Source organism: Bradyrhizobium sp. AUGA SZCCT0105 (assembly GCF_018129565.1).
GTDB lineage: Bacteria > Pseudomonadota > Alphaproteobacteria > Rhizobiales > Xanthobacteraceae > Bradyrhizobium.
In genome coordinates this window covers 235,825-249,310 of the sequence record NZ_JAFCMK010000003.1, presented here as the reverse complement: position 1 = coordinate 249,310, position 13,486 = coordinate 235,825, and the positions used below count along the sequence as shown (strand labels likewise).

Below are 13,486 nucleotides of genomic sequence, written 5' to 3'. Positions count from 1 at the left end.
TATTCCCATCTCAAAATTCACCAAGGCGATCACTGGCTTAGCGCACAGTTTCGCTGGGTGCAGGTCGGCCGCCGACCGGTTCGTATCGGCCGGGATCAGGGCGCTTTTACGGCGGGGGTCCCCATGACGGAATCATACAATAGGGCCGCCACGCCAGCAACGATCGCCACATCGGCAAGGTTGAATACGTACCAATTGAAGGTTTTTCCGCCGATCTCGACATGAAACAGGGCAAAATCGACCACGGCGCCATAGGCGAAGCGGTCGATCCCGTTCCCGATCGCACCACCGATGATCAGGCCGAGCGACACCGTCGCGAGCCAGGTCCTCGACCGTGCCATCCAGATCGCGAGCGCGATCACGGCGGCGGCCTTGATTACGATCAGCAGGATCTGGGCCGCCGGGGTCTCGCTCTGAAACCAGCCAAAGCTGATGCCGGGATTCCAGGCCAGCACCAGGTCGAAGAACGGCGTCACCTCGACCGCGCCGCGGTGGGCAATGCCGAAGACGTAAAGCAGCCAGAGCTTGGAGGCCTGGTCGGCGATCAGGGTGATGACCGCCGCCAGCACACCGGCGCGAACCGGCGAGCTCAAGCCGTGACCCCCAGCGCCTTCCATTCGCGCAGCGCTTGCGCGTCGCGCGGCGAGACGTCGGGATACTCGGGATCCTCGCCGATATCAGGCAGGATCTTCCACGAGCGTGCGCATTTGGTGCCGACCGCCTTCTCGACCACCACGGCGACGCCGGGCACGGCATCGAGGCGGAAGGCATTGGCCGGCGCCTCGCCCTCGCGCACCTCGTAGTTCGAGGTGATGCAGACCTCGGCGAGATCGATGTCGAACAACGTGGCCAGCATCTCGCGGTCGGCGATGTAGATCACCGGCGAGGCCTCGAGCGACGAGCCGATCCGCTTGGCGGCGCGCTCGAGCTCGAGCGCACCGGTGACGACGCGGCGGACGTTGCGGATCGTCTCCCACTTCGCGGCGAGGGCGTCGTCGCGGAACTGTTCGAGACCTTCGGGGAACAGCGTGAGGTGCACCGAGGGCTCGGAGTTCGGCCGGTACATCCGCCAGGCTTCGTCGGTGGTGAAGCTCAGGATCGGCGCCAGCCATTTCAGGATCGCGTCGCAGAGCAGGTCGATCGTGGTCAGTGCCGCCTTGCGCGCCACCGAGGACGGCGGGTCGCAATACAGCGTGTCCTTGCGGATGTCGAAGTAGAACGCCGACAGGTCGGAGTTCATGAAGGCCGCGAGAGTTGCGACCACGGTCTTGTAGTCGAACGCGGCATAGGCCTTGCGGATGGTCTCGGTGTGGCCGGCCAGTTCGTGCAGCATCAGCCGCTCGAGCTCGGGCATCTCGGCGAAGGAAACCTTCTCGCTCGGCTTGAAATGATGCAGCGTGCCGAGCATCCAGCGGATCGAGTTGCGCAGCTTGCGATAGGTCTCGATGGTGTTCTTCAGGATTTCCGGGCCGATGCGCTGGTCGTCGGCATAGTCGGTGGCACACACCCACAGGCGCAGGATGTCCGCGCCGGAATCCTTGATCACCTTCTGTGGCTCGACCGTGTTGCCGAGCGACTTCGACATCTTGCGGCCGTTCTCGTCGAGCGTGAAGCCGTGGGTCAGCACGATGTCGTAAGGCGCGCGCCCGCGCGTGCCGGCGCTCTCCAGCAGCGACGAGTGGAACCAGCCGCGATGCTGGTCGCTTCCTTCCAGGTACATCACGGTGTCGTTGCCGCCGTCGATCTTGCGGACGATGTTGCCGAGCTGCGGGAAGTTCTGGCGGTCTTCCAGCACGAAGGCGTGCGTGGAGCCGGAATCGAACCAGACGTCGCAGATGTCGTCGACCTTCTTCCAGTTTTCCGACGCGCGGCTCCCGAGGAAGCGTTCGCGGGCGCCGTCCATGTACCAGGCGTCGGCGCCTTCCTCCATGAACGCCTCGGTGATGCGCTGATTGACCACCTCGTCCTGCAGGATCTCGGCCGAGCCGTCGCTGTTCTCGCGCACGAACACGGCGATCGGCACGCCCCAGGCGCGCTGCCGCGAGATCACCCAGTCCGGCCGGTTGGCGATCATGCCGTTGATGCGGTTCTCGCCGGCCGGCGGCACCCATTGCGTGACCGAGATCGCGTGCAGCGCGCGGGCGCGCAGCGTGTCGCCCTTTTTGGCATGGCCATTCTCCGCGATGTCCATAGCCCCGGGCTTGCCCGGGGCGTCCACGATGGGTTTGTCCATCGCGATGAACCATTGCGGCGTGTTGCGGAAGATCACCGGCTTCTTGGAACGCCAGGAATGCGGGTACTGGTGCTTGAGGCGGCCGCGCGCCAGCAGCTTGCCGGCCTCGATCAGCGCCTTGATCACCGCCTCGTTGGCATCGCCCTTCTCGCCCTTGTCGTTGAGCACGCGCTTGCCGGTGAAGCCCGGCGCCTGCGCGGTGTAGGCGCCGTTCTCGTCGACCGTGTAGGGGATCGCCGTCGGGATGCCGCGGGCATCGAGCTCGCGGGTGTTGGCGGTCCAGACGTCGAAGTCCTCGCGGCCGTGGCTCGGAGCGGTGTGCACGAAGCCGGTGCCGGTGTCGTCGGTGACATGCTCGCCGGCGAGCAGCGGCACGGTGAATTCGTAGCCGCCACCGAAGCCGCGCAGCGGATGGGCGCATTCTACCGCGTCCAGCGTGTCGCCGGGAATATCGCGGACCTTCTCATAGGACGTGACGCGCGCCTGCTTGAACACTTCCGCGGCGAGCGCATCGGCCAGGATGAGGAGATCGCCGGTCTTCGCCCAATTGTCCGCGGGTGCATCGGTCACCTTGTAAAGGCCGTAGGCGATCTTCGGCGAGAACGAGATGGCGCGGTTGCCGGGCAGCGTCCACGGCGTGGTGGTCCAGATCACGACCGAGGCACTGGCCAGCGCGCCATGCGCCGGCGAGGTGACCGGGAATTTCACCCACACCATGTCGGAGGTATAGTCCTCGTATTCGACCTCGGCTTCGGCAAGTGCGGTCTTCTCGACCACGCTCCACATCACCGGCTTGGAGCCGCGATACAGCGTGCCGTTGGCGGCAAACTTCATCAGCTCGCGGGCGATCTGCGCCTCGGCCGGATAGCTCATGGTCTGATAGGGATGGTCCCAGTCGCCGATGATGCCGAGCCGCTTGAACTCCTCGCGCTGCACGTTGATCCAGTGCGTCGCATAGGCGCGGCATTCCCTGCGGAACGCGACCATCGCGGCGGAGTCGCGGAAGTCGGGCTTCTGCTTGCCCTTGGAGCGGTAGTTCTCCTCCTCGATCTTCCATTCGATCGGCAGGCCGTGGCAATCCCAGCCCGGCACGTAGTTGGAGTCGAAGCCGAGCATCTGCTGGCTCTTGGTCACGACGTCCTTGAGGATCTTGTTCAGCGCGTGGCCGATATGGATGTTGCCGTTGGCGTAGGGCGGCCCGTCATGCAGCACGAATTTGGCGCGGCCCTCGGCTTCCCGGCGGAGCTTGTCGTAGAGGCCGATGTCGTTCCAGTATTTCAGGATTTCCGGCTCGCGCTGGGGCAGGCCGGCGCGCATCGGGAATTCCGTCTGCGGCAGGTAAAGGGTCTTGGAATAGTCCCTAACGTTAGTCTTTTGGGCGTCGGTCTTTTGCGGCTTGTCGGACATAAAAGCTCTGATTTGGCAGGTGCGGGCGCGGAAACGCGATCAATCGCGGGTGAAACGACGAAGTCCCGGTCTTGCGCCGAGCCTTCAAGCTCAGGCGGAAGCCGGGCCGCTAATCCGTATGATGCGCCGCGAAAACATGGGGTTTCCATAGCAGCCGGACGGGGAAATCGCAAAGCCCCCGCCGTCGGCAAATCCAGCCCCGCCGGGCCGCCCTAAGCCTGCCGCGGCCGGGCCGGATTTCCCGCCACAGTGGCGCCGGGGGCGACGTCCCGCGTTACCACGCTGCCGGCCCCGACCAGGGCGCCGTCGCCTATCGTGACGCCGGGCAGGATGATGGCACCGCCGCCAATCCAGACGTCGCTGCCGATCCGGATCGGGCGGCCGAACTCGAGCCCGGCGCGCCGGGTCGCAGCGTCGCGCGGGTGGTCGGGGGTATAGATCTGCACCGCGGGTCCGATCTGGGTACGATCGCCGATCGTGACCTCGACGACGTCGAGGATCACGCAATTGAAGTTGAGGAACACGCCGTCGCCGAGGCTGATATTGCTGCCGTAGTCGCAGAAGAACGGCGGCCGGATCACGGCGTCCTTGCCGACCTTTCGGAAGCGCGCGGAAAGCAGCGCGTGCAACTCGGCTGCGGACGATGCGCCTGAGGCGTTGTAGCGCGCCATCCAATGTTCCGCCGCGGTATGGTCGGCGGCGAGCTCTGCATCCGGGCGATAGAGCTCGCCCGCCAGCATTTTCTCTTTCTCTGTCTTCAATCAATCACTCCGAGCTGCGGGAACGCGTCCGGCGCTGCGGCCAATGCCGCGCGCGCCCTGGCGCTGTCGTCATCCATCTGGCGTATCAACGCCTCGATGGTGTCGAATTTCAGCTCTTCGCGAATGAAACTGATGAAGGCGACATCGAGCACCGTGTCGTAGAGATCGCCCTTGAAGTCGAACAGGAACACTTCGAGCAGCGGCGCGCCGTTGTCGAAGGTCGGCCGGCGTCCGAAGCTTGCGACGCCATCGAACCGCACCTTGTCGTTTCCTTTGTCCTTGCTCTGGGCCTTGCCGACCCGCACCGCGTAGATGCCGTGCTTCAAGCCGCAATGCTTGTCGAGGCGGATGTTGGCCGTGGGGTAACCGAGGTCGCGGCCGCGCTTCTCGCCATGGATCACCTTGCCGGTCGCAAACCACGGCCCGCCCAGCATCGTGGTGGCGTCGTCGACCTGGCCTTCGGCGAGCGCCATGCGGATGGCGCTGGAGGAGACCGGGCGCTCCTCGATGTCGACATGGGCCTGCACATCGACCTCGATGCCGAGCCGCGGCGCTTCGCTGACGAGCAGGCTCGGCGAGCCGACCCGGCCCTTGCCGAAATGGAAGTCGTAGCCGACCGCGATCCCGCTGATGCCGAGCCGGCCGATCAGGTCATGGTGAATGAAGTCCTGCGCCGTGGTCCCGGCGCGCGACTTGTCGAAGGTCATCACGACGGCGCCGGCGAGCCCGGTGGCCGCGAGCAGCCGCAGCTTGTTGGTCTCGTCCGTGAGACGGAATTGCGGGGTGTTCGGGCTGAAGAAACTGCGCGGATGCGGTTCGAAGGTCACGGCGAGCGCGGGCACGCCGTGCGTCTTGCCCATCGCCAGCGCCGCGCCGATCACGGCGCGGTGACCGAGATGGACGCCGTCGAAATTTCCCATCGCGACCACGGCGCCCTTCGGAATGGCGCTTTCGGGCGTGTTGTCGCGGATAACGGTAAAGCCGGTGCTCATGTCAGGTATTCTTCAAGGATTCTTAAGCATGATTGGTGCGGGCCGGACCGTGACGCGGCGGCGGCGTGGAAGTCAAGCATAGCGAAAATCGCGTCAAATCCGTAACAATCCGGATTCAGCCGGTTAACGCGCTGTTTAACGCCTGCTGTTAGTCGTTGGCGGAAAGCTGCGTTTGTGCAGAAGCCAAGTTGCGTTAGTGGTTTTGGGGGGAAAGATGGCGGTTGATTTGTCCATGCCGGTTCTGGTGGTTGATGATTACAGCACCATGATCCGCATCATCCGGAATCTTCTCAAGCAGCTTGGATTCGAGAATATCGACGACGCCTCCGATGGCTCTGCGGCGCTCAACAAGATGCGCGGCAAGAAGTATGGCCTGGTGATTTCCGACTGGAACATGGAGCCGATGACCGGCTACGACTTGCTCAAGGAAGTCCGCGCCGATCCCAATCTCGCGACCACGCCCTTCATCATGATCACGGCGGAATCCAAGACCGAGAACGTGATCGCGGCCAAGAAGGCCGGCGTGAACAACTACATCGTCAAGCCGTTCAACGCGGCGACGCTGAAGACCAAGATCGAGGCGGTCTTCCCGGACATGGCGACGGCGTAAGACGCCCGTCCGTCGCATCACAATTCATCCTCATCTCATTGCGCGTCAGCGAATGCCCAGCGCCGCCTCACCGTCACCCCCGCGCAACGGCTTTGCCGTTGTCGCTGGAGGAGCCGCGAAGCGGCGTCTCGAAGGGTCGACGGCCCGGCTGGCGGCCGTGCATCCTTCGAGACGCGCGCAAGAGCGCGCTCCTCAGGATGACGGGACTAAAGCATTGCATAATTTCTGAATATTAGAAGAATATCCCTGAGTTGCCCGACGAGTCAAGTCGGCTGGTCGAACGTCGGCCGCTGCCGGCTACTTTGCATGGGGTTGTTTTCGATATTTTGGCAGCGCGCCCCTGCGGGGCTCGCCCGCTACCACTTCAGCTCGCGCATCAGCGCGCGGGGCGGATGGCCGAACAATTCCTTCACCGAGGCGGGGTCGAGCTGCTCGATGCCCTCGAACTGCTCAGAATGGATGCCGCGGGTGACGAACAGGAGATCGATGCCGAAGCCGTGGGCGCCGGTGAGATCGGTGCGCACGGAATCGCCGATCGCGAGCACGCGGCTGAGTTCGGTCGGACGCCCGCGACGTTCCGCGGCCAGCGCCATGGCGCGCTCGTAGATCGGCCGGTGCGGCTTGCCGTAGAACACCGACTCGCCGCCGAGTTCGCGATAGAGTTCGGCAATCGCGCCGGCGCAATAGATCAGCCGATCGCCGCGCTCAACCACGATGTCCGGATTGGCGCAGACCAGCGTGAGCTTGCGCTCGAGCGCCTTCAGCAGCGTGTCGCGATAATCTTCGGCGGATTCGGTCTCGTCGTCGAACAGGCCGGTGCAGATGATGTAGTCGGCCTGCTCCAGCGGCACCAATGTGGCGTCGAGGCCGCGATGGATCGAGCTGTCGCGCTCCGGGCCGATCCAGAATATTTTCTGACCGGGATGATCGGCCACGAAGTGGCGCGTCAGGTCGCCCGAGGAGACGATCGCATCATAGGTCTCGTCGGCGACGCCGAGCTTGCGCAGCTGGCGCTGTACTGAGTCAGCTGGACGCGGCGCGTTGGTGATCAGGATGACGGTGCCGCCCTGCTGGCGGAACGTGTGCAGCGCTTCACAGGCCTCGGGAAAGGATTCGAGCCCGTTGTGCACGACGCCCCAGATGTCCGACAGCACGACGTCGACGTCGCCAGTGAGGTCGCGCAGCCGCTCCACGAAACGCAGCGATGTCATGATGCGAACTGCCGGTCAGTTGGGCCCGAGCGCGCGGCGCGCCAGCGCGGCGCTGCCGGTTGCGCGCGGTGGCGCTGCGGGGCTGGAGACGGGTGCGGAAGTGCCGGCGCCATTGAGGTCCTGGGGCTTGGTCTGCGGTGCCTCGGCGGTAGCAGATGCCCCTTCCGGCCGCAACGGTCGCGGGGGGGCGAACAGGAAGCCCTGGCCGAACCGAACATCGTAGTCGAGCAGGTCGACCACCGAGCGCTCGCCCTCGATCCGTTCGGCGATCAGGTCGATGCCGAAGCGGCCGAGCAGGTCGGACAGATCGGAGGGATCGATATCGGTGGTTGCGCTCGGCCTGGCGTCGAGCAGCAGCGCGGCCGGCACCTTGATGAAGCGGACACCGCGATCGGCGAGCTCGCGCGGCTCGAGGCGGAGGTCGCTGACGTGGTCGATCGAGAACCGGTAGCCGCGCTGCGACAGCGCCGCGAGATTCTCGCTTTCGACCGGGCCGAGATTGCGGAAGGTCGCCTGCTTGAACTCGAGCACGAAGGAGGGTGCCAGCGCGCGGTTGGCCTCGAGGAAGTCGAGACACTGGGTGAAGTGCTGCGGGCTGGACAGCGTCGCCGCCGAGACGTTGCAGAACACGCCGACATCCTTGCTGCGGATCATCAGGCGGCGCAGCACCTGGACGCAGCGAAGCATCACCATGTGGTCGATGCGGCCGATCAGGCCGCCGACCTCGGCCGCCTCGATGAAATCGTCGGCGGCAAGCACCTGGTCGCGCTCGTCGCGCAGCCGCGTCACCGCCTCGTAGTAGCGCACCTTGCGCTGCGGCAGCGTCACCATCGGCTGCAGGTAGATGTCGAGGCGGTTCTCGTCGATGGCGTGCCTGACCGCGGCAATGAGCTGGGTCTGGCTGCGTGAGATCGGCGATGGGGGCGCAACCGGCGGCGCGGGCGCAAACACGACGGTCGGAGCCGGCGGGACCGGTTGCAGCAGATCGTCGCGCGGCGCGGCGACCGGCGGCGCTACGGGAGCTGCCGCCAGCACGTCCTCATGATGGGCGACGGACGCAGCAAGCTGCCGGACCAGGCCGCCAAGTTCGTTGATCTCGCCGGCCATGCCCTGGATCCGGTCGGCGCCGGTGGAGTTCGCCGAGGCGACGCGGCCTTCGACTGCGGCCAGCCGGCGGCCGAATTCGGCGACCTGGCGGGCGAGGTCGGCGGTGCCGCGCGACAGATCCGCAATCTGGCCGCCGACGTCGCTGCGGTCGCGGAGCCGCATCGAGACGGCGTTGTAGAGGATCAGGCAGGTGAGGGCGGTGAGCGCCACGATCGCCGATTCCGATCCGCTGATGCCCGCCACCGAATACAGCACGAAGCCGAGCGAGGCTGCGACCAGCACCATGCAGATGGCGATGAAGATCGTCGAAATGCGAATCATGTCGCGCGCCCGCGCCCTCTCTCCGAACGTCCCCGGAGCGCAAGTTTAGCACCATTGTTGATTCGACGGGCCAGCGATCTTCCGAACCGGCTGGAACTGCACACGATTTTCGCTTCGTCTTGGTCGGCCTCGAAGTCGGGCTCCGTAATAGACCGGAGCCGGCCGCGGCGTGCCGGTCAGAGGTCGGCGGCCGCGATCCAGAACACCTCGCCCTCGGAGTCCTCGGTGTCGAGCCAGAGCAGCGGCAGGTTGGGATAGGCGGCCTCGAGATTGTCGCGGCCGCGGCCGATCTCGCAGAGCAGCCCGCCTTGCGGGGTCAGATGCTGCTTGGCCTCATCGAGCAGGCGGCGGACGATGTCGAGCCCGTCAGCACCGCCGTCGAACGCGATCTTCGGCTCGGCGCGGCACTCGCGCGGCAGCGCGGCCATGCCCTCGGCATCGACATAGGGCGGGTTCGAAATGATGAGATCGTAGCTGACGTCGCCGAGCGGCTTGAACAGGTCGCCGCGATGGAGTGTGAGGCGGTCGTCGAGGCCGTAGTCGGCGACATTGCGCGCGGCGACTTCGAGCGCATCCTTTGAGATATCCACCGCGTCGACAGCGGCGTTGGCGAAATGCCGGGCGGCGAGGATCGCAAGGCAGCCGGAGCCGGTGCAGAGATCGAGCACGCCCTCGACCTGCTCGGGATCGCCGATCAGCGAGGTGCCGTCCTCGTCGCCGCCGAAATGCGAATCCAGCAATTCGCCGATGAAGGAGCGCGGCACGATGGTGCGCTCGTCGACATAGAACGGCAGGCCGCGCATATAGACCTTGTTGACGAGATAGGCGGCCGGCTTTCGCGTCGCGATCCGTCGTTCGATCAGGTCGAGGATCTGCTTGCCTTCGGCGACGGTGACGCGCGCGGTCGCGAAGGTCTCGAACTGGTCGGGATGCAAATGCAGCGTCTCGCAGATCAGGAACGCGGCTTCGGCCACCGGATCGGTGGTGCCGTGCGCGAACACGAGTTTTGCCGCGTTGAAGCGGCTGACCGCGTAGCGCAGGAAATCGAACAGGGTGTGAAGCTCGCCGGCGCCGACCTTGGGCGCTTTCGGCACGGCGGGGCTGCGCCTGGCCGGCACTTTGCTGCGCTTCGCCATCAGGATTTGGTCCAGCGCGCGGCCGCCGCGTCGTCATGGCCCTGCGCCTCGATCCAGCTCGCGCCGCGCGCGCTCTCCTCACGCTTCCAGAACGGTGCGTTGGTCTTGAGATAGTCCATCAGGAACTCGGCTGCCTCGAACGCGGCCTGCCGGTGCGCCGAGGCGGTCACGACCAGCACGATGTTCTCGCCCGGCGCGATGCGGCCGAAGCGGTGGATGATGGTGAGGCCCTGCAACGGCCAGCGCGCCAGCGCCTCGTCGGCGTGGCGTGCAATCTCGGCTTCCGCCATGCCGGGGTAATGTTCGAGCGTCAGCGCGGCGATCGGCTCGCCCTGCTCGCTGCCGCGGCAAATGCCACTGAAGCTGACGACCGCGCCGACATCGGTGCGGCCCTTGCTTAAGGCGGCAATCTCCTGCGCGACGTCGAAGTCGGCTTGCTGGATGCGGATGGTCGCTGCGATAGCCATGAGAAGATTCAGCCGCCGGTCATCGGCGGAAAAAACGCGATCTCGCGGGCGCCGGAAATCGCGGCGTCCGGTTTGACATGGGCGTGGTCGATCGCGGCGCGGATCACCGTGGGCTTCTCGAAGGCGTGGGCGTAGCCGTCGTCGCGCGCGGCAAGCCAGCCGATCAGCTCGCCAACGGTACGCACCTCGGCCGGCGGCTCGACGATCTCTTCGGTCTTGCCGATGCGTTCACGCACCCAGGCGAAATATTTCAGCTTCATCCCTCATCCTCCTTGATGAGGTGATGGATGCCGGCACGGAAGTAATCCCAGCCGGTGTAGATCGTGAAGATCGCCGACATCCAGAGCAGCACGATGCCGATCAGGGTAGTGGCCGGAAACACCTGCTCGCCGGCTTCGCCGGCGATCAAGAAGCCGATCGCCACCAGCTGGATCGTGGTCTTCCATTTCGCAAGCTTGGTGACGGGAACGCTGACCCGCAGTCCCGCGAGATATTCGCGCAGGCCCGAGACCAGGATCTCGCGGCACAGGATCACGATCGCCGCCCACAGCGTCCAGCCATGGATCGAATTGTCGGCGGCCAGCATCAGCAGGCTGGAGGCCACCAAGAGCTTGTCGGCGATCGGATCGAGCATCCGGCCGAAGGCGGACTGCTGGTCCCACATCCGGGCGTAATAGCCGTCGAGATAGTCGGTGATCCCGGCCGCAATGAACACGGCCAGTGCCACCCAGCGCAGCCACAACGGGCCGTCCAGGATCGACTGCCAGTAGACGCAGCCGATCACCACCGGGATCGCGGCGATCCGGGCGTAGGTCAGGATATTCGGGAGGGACATGGTCTTGGTCTGTCCCCGGGTCGTCGCGATGTTCATCCGTTCTACCAATACCGCTGAAGCCAGAAGGTCAACCGTGCGGGCGCCAAAGCACGGCGAGATTAGGCTGAATCGTCATGGCACCTTAGCCCCTTGTTTATGCATGTTCTTTTCGGAACGTTGCTTGCCACTTTTCCGCATCATGCCCTAGATGCCCTGTCGCAGGCGACGCCCTGATGACTCGCCTTTGGTTTAACCCGGCTGGGCGTGGAAAAACTCGAAAATCTTGCGGGCACTCTCGGCGCTGACGCCGGGAACCTTGCCGAGGTCGGCGATCGAGGCCCGCTCGATCTCCTTGAGCGTTCCGAAGTGGTGCAGCAAGGCACGTTTGCGCGACGGGCCGATGCCCGGGATCTCCTGCAACCCGGCCTCGCGGATGTCCTTTTTGCGCAGCTTGCGGTGCGAGCCGATCACGAAGCGGTGGGCCTCGTCGCGCAGCCGCTGGATGAAATAGAGCACCGGGTCGCGCGGCTCCAGCTTGATGGCCTCGCGGTCCGGCATGAACAGGGTTTCCCGCCCCGCATCGCGCTCCGGCCCCTTCGCCACCGCCATCAGCGAGACCTGGGTCAGCCCGAGATTCTCGAAAATCTCCCGGACCGCGTTGAGCTGGCCGCGGCCGCCGTCGATGATGACGAGATCGGGCCATTGCGGGAACGACTCGTCGTCCGCCTTGTCTTTTGGCTTTGCAGTGTCCTTGGCAGCCTCGCCCTCCGGCGGCTTCAGCAGCCGCTTGAAGCGGCGCTCCAGCACCTCGCGCATCATCCCGTAATCGTCGCCGGGCGTCAGCCCTTCGGACTTGATGTTGAACTTGCGGTACTGGTTCTTCATGAATCCGTCGGGTCCCGCCACGATCATCGCGCCGACTGCGTTGGTGCCCTGGATGTGGCTATTGTCGTAGACCTCGATGCGCTTGGGCGTATGCGGCAGGCCGAGCGTCGTGACCATGCCGTCCAGCAGCCGGCTTTGCGTCGCGGTATCGGCGAGCTTGCGGCCGAGCGCCTCGCGCGCGTTGGTGAGCGCGTGGCCGATCAATTCCTTCTTCTCGCCGCGCTTGGGCACGGAGACCTCGACCTTGGATCCGGCCTTCACCGACAGCGCGTCGGCGAGCAAAGCGCTTTCCTCGATCTCGTGCGACAGCAGGATCAGCTTCGGCGGCGGCTTGTCGTCGTAGAATTGCGCGAGGAATGAGGATAGCACCTCCTCGGGCGTGAAGCTCTTTTCCGCGCGCGGGAAATAGGCGCGGTTGCCCCAGTTCTGGCCGGTGCGGAAGAAGAACACCTCGACGCAGGAATAGCCGCCTTCCTGGTGGATCGCGAACACATCGGCCTCTTCGACCGTGCGCGGGTTGATGCCCTGCTGCGACTGGATCGCCGACAGTGCCGCGAGGCGGTCGCGGTACAGCGCCGCGGTCTCGAACTCGAGCTCGCCGGAGGCCTTCTCCATCTCGGCCGCGAGCAATTGCTTCACGGCGTGGCTGCGGCCGGAAAGGAATTCGGTCGCCTCGCGCACCAGTTCGGTATAGCCGGGAAAATCGATCTCGCGCGTGCAGGGGCCGGCGCAGCGCTTGATCTGATAGAGCAGGCAGGGCCGGCTGCGGCTTTCGAAGAAGCCGTCGGTGCAGGAGCGGATCAGGAACGCGCGCTGCAGCGCCGTGATGGTGCGGTTGACCGCGCCTGCGTTGGCGAACGGGCCGAAATAGCGTCCGGGCCGGGACTGCGCGCCGCGATGCTTGAGAATCTGCGGCGCCCAATGGTCGCCTGATATCAGGATATAGGGAAACGACTTGTCGTCGCGCAGCTGCACATTGAAGCGCGGCCGGAGCTGCTTGATCAGATTGGCTTCGAGCAGCAGCGCCTCGGTCTCGGTCGTGGTCGAGACGATCTCGACATGTGTGGTCGTCGCGATCATGCGCAGGATGCGCGCCGGCAGCGGCGCGTTGGCCCGCGCATAGGACGACAGCCGCTTTTTGACGTTCTTCGCCTTGCCGACATAGAGCACGTCGTTGGCGGCGTTGAGCATGCGGTAGACGCCGGGCGAGGTCGGGGCGAGGCGCACTGCGTTCTCGATCGCCTCATGCCCGATCGAGAGCGTCCCCTCGGCGATTGTCTCGGTGGCGTCCTCCGATGCCTCGGGGAGACGTGCGTCATCCTCCTCCTCGGTGGCGGAGGTTTCCGGATCGACGTCGCTCGTGTCGAGCGTCAGGTCGTCCTGAGGCAGATCGGACTTTGCACTGCGCCGCGCCTTGGGGGCAGCCTTGGGATCAGCCTTGGGATCAGCCTTGGGGTCGGTCTTGGGGGCCGGCGTCGGTCGCTCGGGAGAATCGTGAACCATGGGCCGTAAATTAAGCGCTTGGGCGACCGGTCGCCAGCG

Annotated in this window: 12 protein-coding genes; 1 reads left to right on the top strand and 11 read right to left on the bottom strand. The window is 65.2% G+C overall.

Features of this window, described 5'->3' with window-relative positions; all coding sequences use genetic code 11:
* Positions 1–95: 95 nt before the first annotated feature.
* The 4 genes from lspA to JQ573_RS17000 form a co-directional block, all read right to left on the bottom strand.
* Positions 96–617 carry a signal peptidase II gene (gene lspA / locus JQ573_RS17015; RefSeq protein ID WP_212313474.1) on the bottom strand — a complete coding sequence of 174 codons (522 nt, stop codon included), beginning with the start codon at positions 615–617 and terminating at the stop codon, positions 96–98.
* Positions 590–3,640 (bottom strand): isoleucine--tRNA ligase, encoded by a 3,051-nt coding sequence (gene ileS, locus JQ573_RS17010; protein ID WP_212313472.1) that lies wholly within the window; start codon positions 3,638–3,640, stop codon positions 590–592. Before ileS ends, lspA begins: the two co-directional genes overlap by 28 nt.
* Before the next feature lie 212 nt (positions 3,641–3,852).
* Positions 3,853–4,380 carry a sugar O-acetyltransferase gene (locus JQ573_RS17005; RefSeq protein ID WP_212314313.1) on the bottom strand — a complete coding sequence of 176 codons (528 nt, stop codon included), beginning with the start codon at positions 4,378–4,380 and terminating at the stop codon, positions 3,853–3,855.
* 17 nt (positions 4,381–4,397) lie between these two features.
* A complete protein-coding gene (locus tag JQ573_RS17000; RefSeq protein WP_212313470.1) occupies positions 4,398–5,393 on the bottom strand; it encodes a bifunctional riboflavin kinase/FAD synthetase in 996 nt (331 codons plus the stop codon).
* 214 nt (positions 5,394–5,607) lie between these two features.
* Between JQ573_RS17000 and JQ573_RS16995 the strand changes: the two genes are divergently transcribed.
* Positions 5,608–6,003 carry a response regulator gene (locus tag JQ573_RS16995; protein ID WP_016844467.1) on the top strand — a complete coding sequence of 132 codons (396 nt, stop codon included), beginning with the start codon at positions 5,608–5,610 and terminating at the stop codon, positions 6,001–6,003.
* 356 nt (positions 6,004–6,359) lie between these two features.
* On the opposite strand, the gene JQ573_RS16990 is transcribed toward JQ573_RS16995, so the two are convergent.
* From JQ573_RS16990 to uvrC, 7 genes are all read right to left on the bottom strand, one after another.
* A complete protein-coding gene (locus JQ573_RS16990; protein WP_212313463.1) occupies positions 6,360–7,214 on the bottom strand; it encodes a TIGR01459 family HAD-type hydrolase in 855 nt (284 codons plus the stop codon).
* Between the two features lie 15 nt (positions 7,215–7,229).
* Complete coding sequence (locus JQ573_RS16985) at positions 7,230–8,642, bottom strand: EAL domain-containing protein (RefSeq protein ID WP_212313461.1); 1,413 nt, start codon at positions 8,640–8,642, stop codon at positions 7,230–7,232.
* 176 nt (positions 8,643–8,818) lie between these two features.
* Positions 8,819–9,778 (bottom strand): 50S ribosomal protein L3 N(5)-glutamine methyltransferase, encoded by a 960-nt coding sequence (gene prmB / locus JQ573_RS16980; RefSeq protein ID WP_212313459.1) that lies wholly within the window; start codon positions 9,776–9,778, stop codon positions 8,819–8,821.
* The gene (locus JQ573_RS16975; RefSeq protein WP_212313452.1) at positions 9,778–10,245 is read right to left on the bottom strand and encodes a molybdenum cofactor biosynthesis protein MoaE; all 468 of its coding nucleotides are present in this window, start codon (positions 10,243–10,245) and stop codon (positions 9,778–9,780) included. The genes prmB and JQ573_RS16975 overlap by 1 nt, the downstream gene beginning before the upstream one ends.
* Before the next feature lie 8 nt (positions 10,246–10,253).
* Positions 10,254–10,505, bottom strand: a complete 252-nt coding sequence (moaD, locus tag JQ573_RS16970; protein ID WP_212313445.1) for a molybdopterin converting factor subunit 1 — start codon at positions 10,503–10,505, stop codon at positions 10,254–10,256.
* A complete protein-coding gene (gene pgsA, locus JQ573_RS16965; protein ID WP_016844474.1) occupies positions 10,502–11,116 on the bottom strand; it encodes a CDP-diacylglycerol--glycerol-3-phosphate 3-phosphatidyltransferase in 615 nt (204 codons plus the stop codon). Before pgsA ends, moaD begins: the two co-directional genes overlap by 4 nt.
* Before the next feature lie 192 nt (positions 11,117–11,308).
* Positions 11,309–13,447 (bottom strand): excinuclease ABC subunit UvrC, encoded by a 2,139-nt coding sequence (gene uvrC, locus JQ573_RS16960; RefSeq protein WP_212313443.1) that lies wholly within the window; start codon positions 13,445–13,447, stop codon positions 11,309–11,311.
* Positions 13,448–13,486: the final 39 nt, after the last annotated feature.